Origin of the sequence: Kutzneria sp. CA-103260 (genome assembly GCF_018263855.1) — a bacterium.
In the GTDB taxonomy this organism is placed as follows: Bacteria; Actinomycetota; Actinomycetes; order Mycobacteriales; family Pseudonocardiaceae; genus Kutzneria.
On the sequence record NZ_CP073318.1, the window covers coordinates 4,240,438 to 4,258,527 of the forward strand.

19 protein-coding genes are annotated in these 18,090 nt (G+C 70.0%); 9 read left to right on the forward strand and 10 right to left on the reverse strand.

What is annotated here, in order from left to right; translation table 11 throughout:
* Positions 1-3 precede the first annotated feature (3 nt).
* On the forward strand, positions 4-819 hold the full coding sequence (locus JJ691_RS18065; RefSeq protein WP_211769914.1) for an SAM-dependent methyltransferase: 816 nt from the start codon (positions 4-6) through the stop codon (positions 817-819).
* Here the strand turns inward: JJ691_RS18065 and JJ691_RS18070 are convergent.
* Positions 792-1,826, reverse strand: a complete 1,035-nt coding sequence (locus JJ691_RS18070) for an FAD-dependent monooxygenase (protein WP_211769915.1) — start codon at positions 1,824-1,826, stop codon at positions 792-794. The two genes, JJ691_RS18065 and JJ691_RS18070, sit on opposite strands and share 28 nt — an antisense overlap.
* A gap of 85 nt (positions 1,827-1,911) precedes the next feature.
* On the opposite strand from JJ691_RS18070, the gene JJ691_RS18075 reads away from it, so the two are divergent.
* Positions 1,912-2,397: a TetR/AcrR family transcriptional regulator gene (locus JJ691_RS18075; protein WP_211769916.1), complete on the forward strand. Its 486-nt coding sequence runs from the start codon at positions 1,912-1,914 to the stop codon at positions 2,395-2,397.
* Here JJ691_RS18075 and JJ691_RS18080 read toward each other — a convergent pair.
* Complete coding sequence (locus JJ691_RS18080; protein ID WP_211769917.1) at positions 2,387-3,220, reverse strand: alpha/beta fold hydrolase; 834 nt, start codon at positions 3,218-3,220, stop codon at positions 2,387-2,389. The genes JJ691_RS18075 and JJ691_RS18080 overlap by 11 nt on opposite strands.
* On the opposite strand from JJ691_RS18080, the gene JJ691_RS18085 reads away from it, so the two are divergent.
* Complete coding sequence (locus JJ691_RS18085) at positions 3,221-5,080, forward strand: AfsR/SARP family transcriptional regulator (protein ID WP_249228011.1); 1,860 nt, start codon at positions 3,221-3,223, stop codon at positions 5,078-5,080.
* Here JJ691_RS18085 and JJ691_RS18090 read toward each other — a convergent pair.
* Genes JJ691_RS18090 through JJ691_RS53385 form a run of 3 tightly spaced genes read right to left on the reverse strand, consistent with a single transcriptional unit; the run spans position 5,068 to position 7,941 of the window.
* Complete coding sequence (locus tag JJ691_RS18090) at positions 5,068-6,117, reverse strand: sensor histidine kinase (protein WP_211769918.1); 1,050 nt, start codon at positions 6,115-6,117, stop codon at positions 5,068-5,070. The genes JJ691_RS18085 and JJ691_RS18090 overlap by 13 nt on opposite strands.
* Complete coding sequence (gene kaiC, locus JJ691_RS18095) at positions 6,110-7,639, reverse strand: circadian clock protein KaiC (protein WP_211769919.1); 1,530 nt, start codon at positions 7,637-7,639, stop codon at positions 6,110-6,112. The genes JJ691_RS18090 and kaiC overlap by 8 nt, the downstream gene beginning before the upstream one ends.
* Positions 7,636-7,941 carry a circadian clock KaiB family protein gene (locus JJ691_RS53385; protein ID WP_211769920.1) on the reverse strand — a complete coding sequence of 102 codons (306 nt, stop codon included), beginning with the start codon at positions 7,939-7,941 and terminating at the stop codon, positions 7,636-7,638. Before JJ691_RS53385 ends, kaiC begins: the two co-directional genes overlap by 4 nt.
* A gap of 180 nt (positions 7,942-8,121) precedes the next feature.
* Here JJ691_RS53385 and JJ691_RS18105 point away from each other — a divergent pair, with 180 nt between their 5' ends.
* Together JJ691_RS18105 and JJ691_RS18110 are read left to right on the forward strand one after the other, a co-directional pair.
* Entirely contained in the window at positions 8,122-8,751 is a 630-nt protein-coding gene (locus JJ691_RS18105) for a response regulator (protein ID WP_211769921.1), read from the forward strand.
* A 130-nt stretch (positions 8,752-8,881) separates the two neighbouring features.
* Complete coding sequence (locus JJ691_RS18110; protein ID WP_211769922.1) at positions 8,882-9,667, forward strand: GAF and ANTAR domain-containing protein; 786 nt, start codon at positions 8,882-8,884, stop codon at positions 9,665-9,667.
* A gap of 188 nt (positions 9,668-9,855) precedes the next feature.
* Here JJ691_RS18110 and JJ691_RS18115 read toward each other — a convergent pair whose 3' ends face one another.
* Positions 9,856-10,182 (reverse strand): GNAT family N-acetyltransferase, encoded by a 327-nt coding sequence (locus JJ691_RS18115; protein WP_211769923.1) that lies wholly within the window; start codon positions 10,180-10,182, stop codon positions 9,856-9,858.
* A 43-nt stretch (positions 10,183-10,225) separates the two neighbouring features.
* Here JJ691_RS18115 and JJ691_RS18120 point away from each other — a divergent pair, with 43 nt between their 5' ends.
* Positions 10,226-11,305, forward strand: coding sequence for a Gfo/Idh/MocA family protein (locus JJ691_RS18120; RefSeq protein ID WP_211769924.1), 1,080 nt, complete (start codon positions 10,226-10,228; stop codon positions 11,303-11,305).
* On the opposite strand, the gene JJ691_RS18125 is transcribed toward JJ691_RS18120, so the two are convergent.
* Together JJ691_RS18125 and JJ691_RS18130 are read right to left on the reverse strand one after the other, a co-directional pair.
* Complete coding sequence (locus JJ691_RS18125; RefSeq protein ID WP_211769925.1) at positions 11,283-11,690, reverse strand: hypothetical protein; 408 nt, start codon at positions 11,688-11,690, stop codon at positions 11,283-11,285. The two genes, JJ691_RS18120 and JJ691_RS18125, sit on opposite strands and share 23 nt — an antisense overlap.
* 159 nt (positions 11,691-11,849) lie before the next feature.
* Positions 11,850-12,785, reverse strand: coding sequence for an ATP-binding protein (locus JJ691_RS18130; RefSeq protein WP_211769926.1), 936 nt, complete (start codon positions 12,783-12,785; stop codon positions 11,850-11,852).
* A 73-nt stretch (positions 12,786-12,858) separates the two neighbouring features.
* Between JJ691_RS18130 and JJ691_RS18135 the strand changes: the two genes are divergently transcribed.
* Positions 12,859-13,251, forward strand: coding sequence for an SCO5389 family protein (locus JJ691_RS18135; protein ID WP_211769927.1), 393 nt, complete (start codon positions 12,859-12,861; stop codon positions 13,249-13,251).
* Between the two features lie 87 nt (positions 13,252-13,338).
* On the opposite strand, the gene JJ691_RS18140 is transcribed toward JJ691_RS18135, so the two are convergent.
* Positions 13,339-14,532, reverse strand: a complete 1,194-nt coding sequence (locus tag JJ691_RS18140; RefSeq protein ID WP_211769928.1) for an alpha/beta hydrolase family protein — start codon at positions 14,530-14,532, stop codon at positions 13,339-13,341.
* A 106-nt stretch (positions 14,533-14,638) separates the two neighbouring features.
* Here JJ691_RS18140 and JJ691_RS18145 point away from each other — a divergent pair, with 106 nt between their 5' ends.
* Both JJ691_RS18145 and JJ691_RS18150 read left to right on the forward strand, forming a co-directional pair.
* Complete coding sequence (locus tag JJ691_RS18145) at positions 14,639-15,211, forward strand: TetR/AcrR family transcriptional regulator (protein ID WP_211769929.1); 573 nt, start codon at positions 14,639-14,641, stop codon at positions 15,209-15,211.
* A gap of 211 nt (positions 15,212-15,422) precedes the next feature.
* On the forward strand, positions 15,423-17,075 hold the full coding sequence (locus tag JJ691_RS18150) for a substrate-binding domain-containing protein (RefSeq protein WP_211769930.1): 1,653 nt from the start codon (positions 15,423-15,425) through the stop codon (positions 17,073-17,075).
* 67 nt (positions 17,076-17,142) lie between these two features.
* On the opposite strand, the gene ligD is transcribed toward JJ691_RS18150, so the two are convergent.
* Positions 17,143-18,087, reverse strand: coding sequence for a non-homologous end-joining DNA ligase (gene ligD, locus JJ691_RS18155; protein WP_249228012.1), 945 nt, complete (start codon positions 18,085-18,087; stop codon positions 17,143-17,145).
* Positions 18,088-18,090: the final 3 nt, after the last annotated feature.

The following is an 18,090-nucleotide window of genomic DNA, read 5'->3' on the forward strand; positions in this document are numbered from 1 at the left end:
GGCATGGAGCGACCGAGCTGGGCCCCGCCGGACGTGGACATCGAGCAGCCCAGCATCAGCCGGATCTGGGACTGGTTCCTGGACGGCTCGCACAACTTCGCGGTGGACCGCAAGGTGGCCCGGCAGATGCTGCGGCTGATGCCCGAGGGCCCCCGGATGGCCCAGGCCAGCCGGGCGTTCCTGCGGCGGGCGGTGCGGATGTGCGCGGCGGCCGGGGTGACCCAGTTCCTGGACATCGGCTCGGGCATCCCGACCGTGGGCAACGTGCACGAGATCGCCCGGCTGGCCGACCCGCGGGCCCGGGTGGTCTACGTGGACACCGATCCGGTGGCGGTGAGCCACACCCGGCAGCTGCTGGCCGGCGACCCGACCACCACGGTGCTGCGGGCCGATCTCCGCGAGCCGGAGGAGATCCTGGACAGTCCGGAGCTCAACGGCACGCTGGACCTGGACCGGCCGGTCGCGGTCATGCTGATCATGATCCTGCACTTCGTGCCCGACGAGGACGACCCGGCCCGGGTGCTGGCCCGGTTCCGGGACGCCCTGCCGGCCGGCAGCATGCTGGCCATCGCCCACGGCAGCCCGACCACCGAGAACATGCCGGACGAGCACCTGCACGGGGCCCGCGAGATGTACGAGCGGTCGGTGGCCCAGGTCCGGCTGCGCACCCGTCCCGAGGTCGAGGCGCTGTTCGACGGGTGGCAGCTGCTGGACCCGGGTGTGGTGTGGATTCCGGACTGGCGGCCGGATCCGAACGATGCCGGTCCCCGGTTCGACATTCCGAACGCCGGCTACGCGGGCGTGGCCGTCAAGCTCTGAGCATGGGCCCGGCCGATCTCCTGGTTCTCGGCCACGTACGGGCGCAGTTCGCGTTCGTACGCCGCGAAGGCGATCGCATGGTCGTCGCACGAGGCCAGCAGCCGGGCCAGGGTCCGGGCGCCGATCAGCGCCTGCGAAGTGCCCATGCCGCTGGTCGGGGCCGCGCAGTAGCCGGCGTCGCCGACCAGGGCGACCCGGCCGCGGGACCAGCTGTCGACCCGCACCTGGCAGGTGGAGTCGAACCGGAAGTCGTCGGCGGTGGCCATCGCGTCGAGCAGGCGCGGGATTTCCCAGCCGTAGCCGGCGAAGGCGGCCCGCACCGCGGCCTCCTGCTCGGCCCGGGGACGGCGGTCGAGCTCGGGTGAGTCCGTGGTGAAGGACATGCCGACGGTCAGCCGCTCGGGATCGTTGGCGCTGCACAGGTAGACCATCGCGCCGCTGTCTCGCCAGAGCAGTCCACGGTGCTCGAGCCCGAGGTGGTTGGGCAGGCTGAAGCCGGCGCCGGACAGGCCCAGGTGCACCAGGCCGTCCGCGCCGAACACCAGCCGGCGGACGTTGGAGTAGACGCCGTCGGCCCCGATCACCAGGTCGTAGTCGGCCGCCGGCATGCACTCGAACTCGACGTGACCGTCCTCAATGGACGTGATCGAGTCGCCGAAGACGTAGCGCACGCGGTCGGCGGTGATCTCGTGCAGCAGCCGGGTCAGCTCGCGCTTGGGCACCTCGACGTCGCTGGAGAACACCTCCCTCGGCAGCTCGCCGACCTTCGCGCCGGTCTCGTCCAGCACGGTGGTGCCGCGCATCCGGGTGTCGAGGCCGCGAATCCGGTCCTCGATGCCCAGATCGGCCAGCACCGCGAAGGCGTCGCCGCGGAAGTCGATGTTGTAGCCGTTGTCGCGCAGCTCGCGGGCCCGCTCCACGACGGTCACGTCGTAGCCGGCCGCGGCCAGGAAGTAGGCGAGCGCGGGGCCGGCCACGCTCGCGCCGGAGATCAGCACCTTGGTCACGGCTCCGACCGTAGCCCGGTCTTATCCACCCGGTCAATCCATTTGGATAAACCATCTGGTTCAGACCTGGGCTAGGCTGCTCGGCATGGGCAACCGTGAGGATCTGCTGGCCGGGGCCAGGCAGTGCCTGATCGAACGCGGCTGGGCGCGCACCACCGTCCGCGACATCGCCGCGGCCGCCGGCGTCAACCACGCGGCCATCGGCTACCACTTCGGTTCCCGAGAGGCGCTGCTCACCCAGGCGCTGATGGCGGCCATGGACGAGCTGGGCGACGAGATGGCCCGCCGCCTGGACGACGTCGATCCGGCGCAGCGGTGGCAGGCGCTGATCGACACCTTCACCACGCACCGGCCGCTCTGGGTGGCCCAACTGGAGGCCATCGCGGTGGCCGAGCGGAACGAGGAGGTGCGCGAGCACCTGGCCGCCGGCCAGCGCGAGGCCCGCGAAGGGCTCGGCGGCTCGGTGCCCAATGCGATCCTGACCGGCCTGATGCTCCAGTGGCTGGTGGATCCGGCCACCGCGCCGTCCGGGGCCGACGTGGTCGCCGAGATCCGCGCGCTCAAGCCCTGAGCACGTCGGCGATCAGCTTCGGGTCCTCCTCGGCCATGAAGTGCCCGCAGTGCACGGTGCGGTGATCGAGCTTCGGAGCCCAGGCCCGCCAAAGCTCCTCGCCGCCGAAGCCCCAGTCCTGTTGCAGCACCGTGACCGGCATCTGGAACTGGGTGCCTCGGTCCTGCTGATCGTGCTCGACGTCGATCGTCGCGGACGCCCGGTAGTCGGCCACGATCGACGGCACGGCGTTGCGGCACGCCGCCAGGTAGTGGGCGCGGATCTCGGGCGGGATGGCCTGGGGATCACGGGTCCAGGCGTCGAGGAAGTGGCCGAAGAACGCGTCGGGGGCGGCGGAGATCAGCTGCTCGGGCAGGCCCGGCGGCTGGGCCATCAGGTACAGGTGGAAGCCGACCGCCGCGGACGTCCCCCGCATGACGTCCCACATGTCCAGCGTCGGCAGCACATCCAGGCAGGTCAGCCGGGTGATCTTCGTGGGATGGTCCAGGCCGGCCCGGAAGGCGACCAGCGCGCCGCGGTCGTGGCCGGCCAGGGCGAACTCGTCGTGACCCAGCGCCGCCGCCACGGCCACGATGTCGGCGGCCATGGTGCGCTTGTCGTAGCCGTGCGCCGGCTTGTCGCTGGCCCCGTATCCGCGCAGGTCGGGACAGATCACCGTGTGGTCGGCGGCCAGGTCCGTGGCCACGTGCCGCCACATCAGGTGAGTCTGCGGGAACCCGTGCAGCAGCACGATCGGCCGGCCGGCGCCGCCCACCGCGACGTGCAGCGAGACGTCGTCGGCGACGGGAATGCGGTGCGGTTCGAAGCCGGGGATAGTGGTCATGTGCACGACCCTGCCGGCCGCGAATCAGCATCCGATCAGCAACCGCGGTTCGGCGTGCTCGGGCCGGTCGCCGCCTGGGCCGACGGCCGGCCGCTGGCGTTGAAGGGCCCTCGGCACCGGGCCGTGCTGGCCCGGCTGATCCTCGCCCGCCGCCGGGTCGTGCCGGTGGCGCGGCTGGTGGCCGACCTGTGGGAGGAGCCGCCGGCACGGGCGGTCGGCGCGGTGCGGACGTTCGTCGGGGATCTGCGGCGGGCGCTGGAACCTTCGCGGCCGGCCCGCACCCCGTCCCGGCTGCTGGTCACCGACGGGCCCGGATATGCCCTGCTCGCCACGGATGTGGACGCCTGGGAGTTCGAATCCCTGGCCACATCCTCGTTCGCGCAGGCCCTGGCGTTGTGGCGAGGGCCGGCCTACGCCGAGTTCGCGTCGGAGCCGTGGGCCGCGGCCGAGCGGTCCCGGCTGGCCGAGTTGCGCCTCCAGGCCGTCGAACGCCTTGCCGGGCAACGGATCGCTGCCGGGGCGGCAGCCGAGGCCGTGCCCGATCTGGATGCCCACATGACGGAACATCCTTGGCGCGAAGAGGGTTGGCGGCTGCTGGCGCTCGCCCTGTATCAGACGGGCCGGCAGGCGGACGCGTTGGCGGTGCTGCGGCGGGCCCGGGCGATGCTGGCCGATCAGTTGGGGCTCGATCCCGGGCCGGGGCTGCGACGACTGGAAGCCGATGTGCTGGCCCAGGATCCCCGGTTGGACCCGGCCGGGCTGTGGACGCGGGCGGCTGAGGCGTATGAGCGGACCGTGGCCGCCGGTTCACGGGCTCGATTGGAGTCCACAGTCGGTCTACTTCGGACACTGGCCGTTACTGGTGGTCTTCAAGCGGCGCAGGAACACCGGCTCGGGGCCGTTTCCGCCGCCGAGGAGTTCGGCGATCCCTCTTTGACGGCCAGGGTGATCGGCGCGTACGACGTGCCGGCGATCTGGACTCGCAATGACGATCCCGCTCAGGCCGCCCAGATCGTGGCTGCCGCCGAGCGCACTTTGGCCGTGCTGCCGGACAATCCCGCCGCCCGCTGCCGTCTACTCGCGACGGTCGCGTTGGAGATGCGCGGCGCCCGCTCGCCCCGCGGACCCGCCGCCGCCCGTCAGGCCGAGGAAATCGCCCGGCAGCACGGGGATCCGGCGCTGCTGGCGTTCGCCCTCAACGGCCGGTTCATGCAATCGTGCACCCGGGCCGGCATGGCCCCGCAGCGGGATGCGATCGGCGTCGAGCTGATCGACCTCGCCACCCGGCATGATCTGCCGACCTTCGCGGTCCTCGGCCACCTCATCCGGGTCCAGGCCCGTGGCGCACTGGCCGACTTCGACACCGCCACCGAGCATGCCGACGCGGCGGATCACCTTGCCGCACAACATGAACTTCCACTGGTCGGCGTGTTCACAGCTTGGTTTCGCGCCATGCTCACTCGCTCCGCGTCGTCCTACCGTGAGGCGGCTGCCCTACTGGCTGGAACGGGAATGCCCGGCGTGGAAAGGGGTTTGCTGCCACTGGCCCTGTTCTCCCTTGACCACCAGGCCGATCCCGCAGCCGACTGGGGTCCGTACCGCCCGTGGATCGAACCCTTCTTCCTGTTGGACAACGGAGACCGCGCCGCCGCCCGGGAGGCTTTGCACGCCGCCCTCGAGCCACCGGCCGACCTGATGTACGAGCTCCTCAGCTGCCTCCAGATCACCGCCGCCCGCGCGGTCGACGACCGGCCACTGCTGGCCACGCTGCGCGAACGCCTCGCCCCGGCCGACACCGAACTTGCCGGTGCCGGCAGCGGCCTCGTCACCCTGGGGCCGGTTGCCGGTTATCTCAGCTGAGCACTGCTCTCCGGCTCAGGCCGGTTGACGACAGCCTGCCGCAGACGCAGACAGAAACAGGCACCTTGCCGCCAGCCGAGTTCATACCAGGCGTCGCCGCCATTGGCCCGCGCGCGATTGCGCACGATCCACAACCCCAACCCGGTCCCCTCACTCCTGCGGTCGCTGCCCGGACCGCGGCTGAATCGCTCGAACAGATGAGGCACAAAGCTGGTGGGCACTCCCGAGCCCCGGTCGATCACCCGAACCTCGACACCACCTGCCTTGACGCCCGCTCGGATCTCGACCGGTGGCCGGCCATGGGCGAAGGCGTTCTCCAGGTAGTTCGCGAGCATTTCGGTGAACTCGGCGCGGTCGACGGCGGCCACCAATCCCTCGGGACACGACACCCGGACGTGCCCCGCGTTCTCCCCCAGGTCAGCGATCTGCTCGAGGACGACTTCGAGGACCGGCACGCGTTCGACGACCGAGCGCTCGCCGACGGCGTCGATCCGCGAGGCGGTGAGGAGCTTGTGCACCAGCGCTTGCAGGGACGCGGTGCGTTCGATGACGCTGTTGGTGATCTCGACCCGCCGCTGCCGGGTCAAGGTGGTCTCGCTGTCACGAAGCACGTGCGCCAGCACGCTGATCGCTGCGAGCGGGCTGTGCAGCTCGTGGGCCGCTACCGCGAGCACGATGTTCTGCCGCTCCAGCTCCGCCGCCAGTGCGTGTTCGGCGTCCCGGCGGCGGGTGACATCGCGCAGCGCGGCGACGTGCAGCCGCTCACCACGCAGTGTCGTGGCGGTGACCCGCATCTCGACCACCCGCTTCTGACCGCTGGGAAGGAGCAGGTCGATCTCGGAGGCGCCCACGGCGATCGGAAACCCGAACGGGGAACCGACCAGGTCGGCCGCCGGACGGGCGAACAGGTCCTCCGCCGCCGTGTTGCACAGCAGGATGATCCCTTCCCCGCTGACGGCCAGGACCCCGTCCGCCGACGCCTCGACGACGAGCCGGCTGACGTCGTCAGGGAACCAGGCACTCGAGTGCTCACTCACCCTGCTCTGGCGCCTCCTGCTGCGACGGCGCGACCGACCACCACGGAGTCCCGGCGATCGAGGGGCTTTCCGTCAGAATGCCCACCACGTTGGACAGGCGCGCACCTATGTGCAGGCCGTCACCAGTGATGTCCACCTGCCGGATGCTGTGGTCGTGGGTGGTGCCTCGGGTCTGCACGACGGCGATGGCGCGCTGGATCTCCCCGGCGGCCTCGACGTAGCGGAGGTTGATGGTCACGTCGGTGAGACTGGCGATCTCGGCCGCGATCGCCGGCGTGAGCTGGGGGGTGAACCGGCCAGAGGGCGCCGAGGTGAGCAGCGTGGTCACCTGATGGTGCCGCACCACGGCGCCCAGCGAGATCACGAAGTCGAGCAATGCTCGGGGCGAGACGACGCGCTCCAGCGCCGACAGGGTGTCGATGACCAGCCGGGACGGACGGAAGTCCTCGACGGCCCGCCTGATCCGCAGGAAGTGGTCCTCCAGCGATGCGACCTCCGGATAGTCGCAGATGATTCGGAGCAGGTCCGATTCCTCCATGGCGTCGAGATCGAGTCCCCAGCCGGCGGCGTTGCGTCCCAACTGGGCCCGACTCTCGTCGAGGGCGTAGATCAGGCACCGCTCGCCGGCCTCGACCCCGGAGGCGGTGAACCCCAGGGCCGTCAGTGTCTTCCCGGAGCCGCTCGGACCGGTCAGCAGGACGATCGCGTCCTTGAACAGGCCGCCGCCACACATCTCGTCCAGCCCGGTGTTGCCGAAGGACACCCGTACTCGGGATGCCGCTGCCAGCGGCGTCAGGAACGCCAGCGGCATCACGACGATGCCGTCCTGCGGATCGATCGTGAACAGCCACTCGCCGGTGCGGTGCGTGGTACCGCGGAACTTGACGACCTCCACGGTCCGTCGTCGCCGCTCGTTGACCAGGACGTTGCGGAGGATGATCACGTTGTCGAGTACGAACTCCTCGACGTTGTGCCGGGAAATGCCGTCGTATTCGCTGGTGCGCTCCGCGGTGAGGACCGAGGTGACCTCGAGCTGGCTCAGGACGTGCGCGATCCGGTGAAGCTCCTGGCGGACGCGTGTCGTGTCGGGGAAGCGGCTGAAGATCGAGCCGAGCGAGTCCAGCGACACGCGTGCCGCCCCGACCTCGCGGACCGCGTGCTTGATCCGGGCTGCCAGCCCGCCGAAGTCGTAGGCGCCGACGATCGACACGTCCTCATCGGCGTTTGCCGCCGCGTCGACGAACACCCATTTCCCCTCGCGTTCCCACTGCTCGATCGGGATGCCGAGCGAGACCGCGTTGCGTCGGATGTCCGCGGGCGGCTCCTCGAAGTTGACGAACACACCCCGCTCGTCGAAACGCTGGATGCCCCTGGCGAGGAACTCGACGGCGAACAACGTCTTGCCGGTTCCGGTGGTACCGCTGACCAGCGTGGACCGGCCGGCGGGCAAGCCGCCCAACGCGACGTGGTCGAAGCCGTTGATACCGGTGGGATACCGCTTGATCGCGGCGTTGTCGGTCATGTCTCATCCCCTTGTGGGCTGGACCCAGCCACCTCTGCCAGGCCGAGGGCGAACGCTGTACGGCGGTGATCGGACAGGTCCCCGATTACCCGCTGCCTCGGCAGTGGACTCATCCTGATGACTGTCGGAGTGGCCAGTATTCGTTCCCTCTCGGCCAGGTCCGGCCGCTCGGTGACGTCGACAACGTCGATTTGGTAGCGGCCGGTAACGAGGGACTCGCACAGCGCGCGCAGATTCACCTGCGCGGCGTGGGACCGCTCCGTGCGCCCAGCTACGTAGAGCCGGAACGAGTAGGTGTTCACGAGTTCCCACCCCGTTCGGTCACTCCGTGTGCCACAACGCGTTCACGCGATCCAGCAGGTGCGGTACCGTCCGACGCGTCGAGCAAGTCGTTCCTGGTTCGCACGGTACGCCGGATCGAACTGCACTAGGCAGGTGGCCGTTGGGCACCGGAACGAGGAGGAGTGACAGTCGTGGCTAGCGTGCTGGTGGTCGAGGACCAACGGACGCTCGCCGACGCCCTGGAGATCGCGATCGACACGCAGCCCGACCTGGAGTGCGTCGGCGCCGTGGCCACGGTCGAGGACGCGCTCGCGCTGGTCGCCCGCCACCGCCCCGATATCGTGTTGATGGACGTCCGCCTGCCAGGCGCGAACGGCATCGAGGGCACTCGACGGATCAAGGCGATGTATCCTCATGTCCGAGTGCTGATCCTGACCGCGAACACCGAGCCCTGCCTGCTCACCGAGGCCATCGCGGCCGGCGCCACCGGGTTTTTGGCCAAGGACAGCGCGCTGCCTGACATCCTGACGGCGATCCGGACCCCGATCGAGGGGAAGGTCCTGGTCGAGGAGTCCGCCATCGCGTTGCTCGCACCAGCTGTCCCGGAGCAGGACTGGACCGGGCTTACTCCCCGGGAACGAGAGGTTCTCGGTTTGATGGGGGAAGGACTGAGTGCCAACGCGATCGCGCAACGGCTCGTCGTGAGCGCGCACACCGCCCGGGGCCACGTCAAGAACGTCATGCGCAAGTTGGGTGCGCACACCCAACTTGAGGCGGTCGTCATCGCCACCCGGATCGGGCTCCTGCCTGCGACTCCCACCGCCACCTGATCAGGCCGCTGGCGCTGTTCCACCCCATCTGAGGGGTGCGATCGGACCGTCCGGGGGGCGCTTCGCCGGGGCATTCACCGTAGCCTTGTGCCGGGTCTGACATGTCCCAGCAGTTGTTGGAGGCGCGGGAATGGATTCCCTGGACCGGCGAGCACGACAAGCATTCGTTCTTCTCACCGGCAGGCTGGTGACCAACTTCGACGCCATCGACTATCTGTGCAACCTTGCCCACCTCGGTGTCGATCTGCTCGACGTGTCGGTCGGTGGGATCCTGCTGGCCGATCGCCGACGGGCATTACGCTTCGTGGCCGCTTCCATGGAATGGTCCGGTGTCCACGACCTGTGGGAACCCCGCGGCGGCGGCCCAAGTATGGACGCCTTCCTCGGTGGCTCCGCCGTCTGGTCGCCGGACCTGGCTACCGAAGACCGCTGGCCAGACTTCACCGCCACCGCGCGGACGGCCGGATTCGCCGCCGCACACGCGTTCCCGATGCGGGTGTGCGGGCAGGCCGTGGGGGCGCTGAGCCTGTTGTCCGCCCAGCCCGGCAAGCTTGACGTCGAGGCCGCCGAACTCGCCCAGACGTTGGCCGACCTGGCCACCATGGCTGTGCTCAACGAACGGGCCGGCCACAGACCGACCGTCGGCGAACAACTCGGTCACGTGCTCAACAACAGAATCACGATCGAACAGGCCAAAGGAGTTCTGGCGGAGCGTCTGCACGTGACCATCGAGGACGCGTTCTCCGTGTTGCGCGGTTACACCCGACAGCACAACCTCAAGCTCGCCGACGTCGCCCGCGCGGTGGCAAGGGGCGACCTGCGCATCACCTCGCCAGAGGATGGCCATGTCATGCCATCGGCCGGGTCTGGCCACTCAGGCCGACGTGGCACAGCAAGGTGGACCGCAGCCCGTTGACGGTTCTTCGAACTTGATCGGGCTGCCCACCGTCCAGATCGGACCCGTGCCCGAACGACGAACGCGGGCTTCCCGGACAGTCAATTCACAGCCGAACGGTCACCGCCGCCCGCGCGCTTCGGGAGGCGTGTCCAGATCGGTCCGCACCGGACAGAGTCGCGCCACCACTTCTCGGCGCGCGTCCCTGTTCAGCGCTTGTCGAACTTGGCCAGCAGCCAGTCCATCGTCTCGTCCGTCACCGGGTCGACCACGTCGGCGAACCCGTCATGCTTGTCCAGATACGCCTTCACCGCCGGGCACACCGGCACGATCCGCAGTCCCGCCGCCGTCGTGTCGGCCAGCGCCTGCTCGATGAGCACGGTGGACAGGCCCTCGCCCCGGTGCGCCTGGTTGATCTCGGTGTGGTGGAAGATCCGCTGCCCGTCCCGGTCCACGAACGCCGCCAGTCCGGCCAGCCGGCCGTCCACCCGCAACTCGTAGCGGTTGTCGTTGCGCAGCACCTCGGTGTCGGTCACGTCGGAGATCCTACGGTCCGCGCCGACGTGCCATAATGTTCGAGTGACATCGAACAATGCACTCGGGGTCGGGATCGTCGGGCTCAGCGCCCACAGCGGCTGGGCGGCCGCGGCCCACGTGCCCGCGCTGCGAGCGATCGAGGGCTACGAGCTGCGGGCGCTCAGCGCCAGCACACCCGAGTCGGCCCAGGCCGCCGGCTCCAAGTACGGCGTGCCGCTGGTCTTCTCCGACCCGGCCGACCTCGCCCAGCATCCGGACGTGGACCTCGTCGTCGTGACGGTCAAGGTGCCGTACCACGACGAGCTGGTCCGCCCGGCGCTGGAAGCCGGGAAGATGGTCCTGTGCGAGTGGCCGCTGGCCGCCGACCTCACCCGGGCTTCCTCGCTCACCGACCTGGCCGGCGACCTCCGCACCGCCGTCGGCCTCCAGGCCCGATCCGCGCCGCCACTTCGCTACCTGCGCGACCTCATCGCCGACGGCTACATCGGCGACGTGCTGTCCACGACGCTGATCGGCACCGGCGGGGCCTGGGGCGCCACCTACGAGACCGACAGCAAGTACCTCATCGACGCCGCCAACGGGGCCACTCTGCTGTCCATTCCCTTCGGGCACACCATCGACGCCGTGACCATGGTGCTCGGCGACATCGTCGACCTCTCCGCCCGCACCGCCACCCGTCGGCCCACCGTCCACCATGCCGCGACCGGCGAGCCCGCCACCATGACCTCCCCCGACCAGATCGCCGTCACCTTCACCCTCGCCTCCGGCGCCGTCGGCGCCGTGCACATGCGGGGCGGCCGGACCCGGGCCACCAACTTCCACTGGGAGATCAACGGAACCGAGGGCGACATCGTCGTCAAGGCTCCACACGGGGCCCTGTGGATGACTCCCGTGACGCTGCACGGCGCCCGCTCGGACTCCTCGCTCACCGAGCTACCCGTTCCCGCCAGCTACGAACACGTGCTCCCCGGCCGCTCCGACTCCCCCGCCTACAACGTCGGGCATGCCTACCGGGAGCTGCGCCAGGACATCGCCACCGGCTCCTCCTCGGTTCCCAGCTTCGCCGACGCTGTTCGCCTGCACCGGCTGCTGGAGCCCATCAGTAGTAGTCACCGCCCGTGAACTGCTCCTCCAGCAGCTCCGCCGAGCCCGCCACCAGCTCCAACGGCTCCACGAACTCGTTGAGGTCCAGGTTCCGCAGCGGCAGCGAGTGCCTGAGCACCAGATAGTCCCCCATGATCACCACTCCGCCCACCACCGTCGTGGCCCCGACGGACGCCAGCACCTGCCGCACGTCCACCTCCCCCACCCGCGCGAACGGCGTCGCGATCTGCACCCACTCCTGCCCGTCCACCTGCTCCCGGGCCACCACCGCGATCTGCGTCCGCTCGTCGTCGTCCACATCCTCGCCGCTGTAGTGGATCCGCACCCGCACCTCGTCCGCTCCCCGCCGCGTCACGTCGTACTCACGGTCGACAAACCGAACCAGATCCGCCCAGGCAGCCATCCCCGGCTCCTTCTCCCAGCCCTCAGCCGCCAACGCTACGCCCGCCCCCACCGCCGGAACCTATGTTCCGCACCACCCCCATCCAGGTGACGTCACCTTCACGTCCCCGGCCACGCCTCGTTTCCGCGCCACCAGGCCCCTTGTCGCCGCCGTTCTCCCTCACCCAGCCGACGGCACGAAGTCCGGATCCACCTGCGCGGCAAGGTCTTCGCCGGCCCACGCCCGGGCGTTGCGCAGGTGGAACTCGACGGCCTGTCGCTGGTAGGCCGCCCAATCCCGGACCGTGCCGTCCAATTCGGCCCGAATCAAGTCGAGGGCGGCGAGGTTGTCCGGTTCCAGCTCGGTGATCGGCAGCACCCGGCCCCGCTCCGCGGAGCGGACGTGCCCCGAGCGGCCGAGCCAGCACAGCAGGTTGTCGCCGACCTCGTCGCGCAGAAAGTCCAGATCGTCCTGGTCGCACACCTTGTTGCCGATCACCGCGACACGGATGCCGAAGTCCTTGGCGTAGCCCAGATACTGCCGGTAGACGCCGACGCTGCGCAGGGTCGGCTCGCACACCAGGGCGGTCAGGTCGAACCGGGTGAACAGCCCCGACGCGAACGAGTCGGCGCCGGCGGTCATGTCCACCACGACGTACTCGCCGGGCCCGTCGACCAGGTGGTTGAGCAGCAACTCGGCCGCCCCGACCTTGGAGTGGTAGCAGGCGACGCCCAGGTCGTCATCGGTGAACGGCCCGGTCAGCGCCAGCCGCGCGCCGTCGACCTCCCGCACGCAGGCGGCGTAGATCGGGTTGTCCTCCACCACCTTCAGCAGCCGCGAGCCCTCCCCCGGCGGGGTCGTTTTGATCATCTTGGCCGCGGACGCGATGCGGGGATTGCTGCCGCGCAGCCAGTCCTTGATCAGCGGCAGATGGGCGCTGAGTGTGGGCAGCGTGAGCACCTGCTCGTCGGTCGCGCCAAGGGCGGCGGCGAGGTGCTGGTTGATGTCGGCGTCGATGGCCAGCACCGGTGCTCGGCCGGCGACCAGCCGGCGGGTGAACAGCGCCGACAGCGTCGTCTTGCCGCTGCCGCCCTTGCCGACGAAGGCGATCTTCATTCGGGTGACCCCTGTTGATAATGATTTCAATGTTCAGTAGAACGGTAGCAGCCCACCTTCGGAGGTCGAACCCATGTCCCTGGACGTGTCCCCCGCCCTACTCGCCCGCGCCGCCAGTGGCGAGGTCACCGACGAGGAGTTCGTCGCCTGCGTCCGCGACTCGCTGCCCTACGCCTGGCAGGTGATCAGCGGCGTCGTCGCCGACCTCGGCGACTCCGACTCCGACTTCGCCGACCACGCCACGCCCCCGCCCAGCGAAGCCGAACGGGGACAACTGCTCCGGGCCCTCGCCTCCGACGCCATCCGCTCCGGCCTGGAACGCCACTTCGGCGTCACCCTCGCCTTCCAGAACTGCCACCGCGTCGCCGCATTCCGCCCCTCCGCCGTAGCCGGCCCGCGCCACCAGGCCTTCGTCTCGCCCCGCGGACAGCTGCTCAACCAGAGCCCCGAACTACGCGATTGCTGACCCCGCCCGCGCGATCGCTGACCACATCAGCGATCGCGCCCCTCCGCCTGCTGACCACATCGCCGGTTCAAGCCATCCGATCGCCGATCACGCCAGCGTCTCGTCCAGCCAGTCGAAGATCACCTGGTGGGACCGGGACATCGCGCCCATGTGGCAGTGCTCACCCGCGCCCTCGTCCTCCCGCAGCGTGACCAGCGTGGCCTGGGCGTTGGTCAGCGCCTTGGCCACCTGCTCCGGCTGCCCCTTGAAAAACTGGTCGTTCTCGGCGTCCAGCACGAGCGTCGCCGACGTGATCCGGTCGGCGATGCCGTCGAGGGTGTAGCGCCGAAACTCCCGTGCCAGCTCGGCGTACGAGTCGACGCCCATCGCCCACACCCCGTTGCGCATGGCCCACCGCGCCTGCGTGCTGGCCGTCATCAGCAGCGACACCACCGGCAGCGCCACGTCGTCGCGCCCCTGATTGATCCACTCCGACACGAACGGCGGCATCGAGTTCTCCATGGCGGCATGGAAGTCGTAGATGCCGTCGTCGAGGATGACCGCGGCCGGCCGGTGGTCGAACGCCGCCGCGCGGGCGACGAGGTAGCCGCCGAGGCTGTAGCCGAACAGGGCGATGCGATCCGGCACGATCTCCGGCCGGGTCAGCGCGAAGTCGACCACCGGCGTGATGACCGCCTCCCAGTCGGGCCGGAACACCAGCCCCTGCTTGCGCAGCGCCGCCCCCTGGCCCGGCCCGTCGAAGGCCAGCACGTTGTAGCCGCGGGCCAACGCCGCGGCGCCGATCGCGAAGTACGATTCGTCCAGCGTCGAGTCATATCCGTTGTTGTAGATGACCGTCGGCCGCGGCGTGTCGTCCACCGTGTACAGATAGCCCGGCAGAGTCGTTCCCTCGTAGGGGATCTCGCTTTCCTCGAAGCCGAAGTCGAATAGCCCGGCCGCCGTGACGAAGGCGTCCCGCGACCGCGCCGACAGCTCCACGACCTCCGGGTCGTTCTCGGGGTCGTCCCGCCGGTAGAACTCGGCAGTGCGGAAGTAGTTCGACGCCCGCAGCAACGCCTCCCGGGCGCTCACCTCGTGTCCCGCCTTCAGCGACGCGCGACCCAGCGCCTCCACCCGCTCCGCCGTCGCCTTCCACTCCCGGTGCCAGGCCGCCTCATCGGCATCGGGAATGCCCCGCACGGTGGCCAGCACCTCGCCCAGCTCGGCCCCGCCGTAGTTGGCGAACCCCGCCGCCCGCAGCGTCTCGAAGGAGAACGACTCGTCCTCAAACAGAAACTTCATGCCCCTGACCTCACCTTTCCAGCGGAACGGAACGGACTCGTTCCATCACCCTAGCGCGCTGATCCAACGAGACGCAACCGTTCCGTTCCGTGATAGCTTGTCGAGCATGACCGTGGGCAAGGCTCTGCACGACGACGTCACCGACGCCATCGGCGCCGCCTTCTTCGAGGAGCTGGCCGTGACCGGTTACGGCCGGCTGTCCGTCGACTCCGTCGCCAAGCGGGCCGGCGTCGGCAAGGCCGCCATCTACCGGCGCTGGCCCTCCAAGCAGCGCATGGCCATCGAACTCATCTCGTCCGTCGCCGTCGCCGCCGTCGAGGCCCCCGACACCGGCTCCCTACGCGGCGACATCCGCCAGTTCCTCGCCAACGCCCGCGACGCCCTCTCCCACCCCCTGGCCCGACCGATCGTCCCCGACCTGCTCGCCGAGGCCCACCGCAACCCCGAGCTCGCCGACGCCCTCCTGTCCACCGTCCGCGACCCCCGCCGCGCCAAGGCCGGCGCCCTCGTCGAACGCGCCATCGCCCGGGGCGAGCTCCCCGCCGACACCGACGTCGACCTCTGCCTCGACTTCCTCGCCGGCCCCCTGTACTGGCGCCTCACCGCTATCAACACCGACCCCGGCCCCGACTACCTGGACCGCCTGACCGACAAGCTGGTGGCCGCCTTCCACGCCTGAGCATCCGCTCCCGCCCGTTCACACTCGTCGCGTCGCGAAGTTTGCCCGGAGATGTCCCGCTTGGACGGTGCTCAGCGGATTCTCCCCGGACTCCGAAACGGTTGACGCGACGGTAATCGCGGCGGGGAGCAATCCTCGGTTGAACCCGTCATGGCTCCCCCGCGTACCAGAGTGTGGCGACCCACGTCCTGGCACGGATCGGGAGAGGCACATGGCGGCCCATCAGCACTCGCGTTCCCCGCAGCACCCGCTGCGTCCCTTCCTCCTCCCGGTCCTGGTCGCCGCCCTCGCCGTCACCGGCGTGGTGGTCGCGAACGCCCTGGCCTCCCCGCACTGCCACGGCGACACGATCCCCCTCCGGGTCGCGGTCACGCCGGCCATGCTCGCCCCGGTCCAGGACATCGCCGCCGCCTTCAACCACGACTCGGTCAGCGTCGGCGGACCCTGCGCCACCGTGGACGTCGCCGCCGAGCCGGCGGCCCAGGTCGTGCAGGACCTGCCGGTGAACCCCATCGACCCGCCCGCGCTGTGGATCCCCGACTCGGCACTGTGGGTCCCCACCGCCTCGCAGCTGGAGGCCAAGGTCAGCGGCCCCACCCCGCGCCTGACCGAGCACCCCTCGATCGCCTCCTCACCGCTGGTCATCGCCGCGTCCCCACAGCAGGCGCCCAAGATCCGCAGCTGGCAGCAGCTGGTCGCCGGCAACGTCACCATCGCCGATCCCCTCAGCAACACGGAGGGCATCGCCACCCTCGCCCTCGCGCAGCGCCTCGCCCCCGCCTCCACCGGTACCCCGCCCCCGCAGCTCATCGCCGTCCTACTCAAGCTCAGAAACTCCACTGTGGACAGCACGGCCGCCGCTTTCGCCGCCCAGCAACAACATCCCGACACGCTCTTCACTACCACCGAGCAGTCGGTCGTCTCCTACAACGCCGCCGCCTCCGCCGACGCCAAGGCCGTCGCCGTCTACCCGGCCGAGGGCAGCGTCCTGTTCGACTACCCCGTCGTCCGCGTGCAAACGGCCAACGAGCCGGCCGGCACCAACGCCGCGGCGGCCGCCTTCGAGACCGAGCTCCACTCCGCCCGGTCCATGGGCATCCTCAGCGCCGCCGGCTTCCGCGATCCGAACGCCGTCGCCTCCGCCTCCTGGGGCGGCAAGGACGGTGTCCGCTCCCAGACCCCGTCGCTCATTCCCGCCCCCACCGCCGACCAGGTCACCACCGTCATGCGGGCGTGGAACGTCGTGCATCTCGACGGCCGCACCCTGGCCGTGATCGACACCTCCGGCTCCATGAACGAGCCCATGCCCGGCGGCCAGACCCGCGTCGACGTCGCCCGCGACGGCGCGCTGGCCGGTCTGTCGCTGATGCCCGACACCACCTCCGTCGGCCTGTGGGCGTTCTCCCTCACCACCACCGAACTCGTGCCGCTCGGGCCCCTCGGCGGCCTCGACAACGGTGTCCCCCAACGGCTGGCGCTCCAGCGGGCCGGCGCCACCCTGCCCGGCCGCGTCGGTGGCAGCACCGCCCTCTACGACACCGCCCTCGCCGGCTTCGAAGCCCTCAAGACCGGCTTCGACCCGACCAAGGTCAACGCCGAGGTCCTCATCACCGACGGTCGCAACGACCGCTCCGGCGGCCTCGACCTCACCACCCTCCTGACTCGTCTGCGCTCCGAGGTCGACCCCACCCACCCCGTCGAGATCATCGGCATCGGCCTCGGCCCAGACGCCGACATGACCGTCCTGAACCAGATCGCGACCGTCACCGGCGGCAAGGCCTACCAGGCCCTGGACGCCGCCACCTTCCGCGCCGTGTTCTTCGACGCCCTCAGCCACCGCCCCTGCAACTCCAGCACCTGCTGACCGTTGTCCGGTTCTCCTCCCCAACCCCAGGCAGCGCGATCCGCCGCAGTTCTCGCCCTCCTCCCGCTTACTCGGGCGGGTCTTCCGCTCCGGCCCGCTCGTCCCGGTCCGCCCACTCGAGCAGCCGCTCCAGCGAATGCGCGACGTCGTCGATGCCGTCGTGCAGGTCGCCGAGCTCCGCGAACCGCGGCGGCACGGTCGCGATGGTGAAGTCCCGTGGCTCGACGTCAGCGAGTTCGTCCCACCGGATCGGCGTGGACACGGTGGCCTCGGGCACGCCGCGAACGGAGTAGGCGCTGGCGATGGTGTGGTCTCGGCCGTTCTGGTTGTAGTCGACAAAAAGCGTGCGTGGATCCCGATCCCGCCGCCACCACGTGGTGGTGACGACATCCGGTGCCCGCCGCTCGACCTCACGGGCGAACGCCAGCGCGGCCCGACGGACCTGGCCGAACTCCCAGTCAGGCCGGATCCGCACGTAGACATGCAGACCTCGGCCGCCGGAAGTCTTGGGGTAGCCGATGATGCCGAGCTCGTCGAGCAGCTCCCGCACCACCCCGGCGACCAGCCGCACGGTGTCGAAGCCGCACTCCGGCATCGGGTCGAGGTCGATGCGCCACTCGTCGGGGCGCTCGGTGTCGGCCCGACGCGAGTTCCACGGGTGGAACTCAACGGTCGACATCTGCACGGACCAGATCACGTCGGCGAGCTTGGTGACGCACAGCTCGTCGGCGTACCGCTTGTACCGGGGGAAGTGCACGCGCACGGTCTCCAACCAGGGCGGCGCACCGGCCGGCACCCGCTTCTGGTGCACCTTCTCGCCGCTGGTCCCGGTCGGAAACCGGTGCATCATGCACGGCCGCTCGCGCAGCGCCCGCACGATGCCGGGTCCGACGGCCAGGTAGTACCGGACCAGGTCGAGTTTGGTCTCGCCACGGGCGGCGAAGTAGACCCGATCCGGGTTGGAGATCCGCACCGGGTAGCCGTCGACGTCCAGTTCGACCGGGCTCGCCACCCG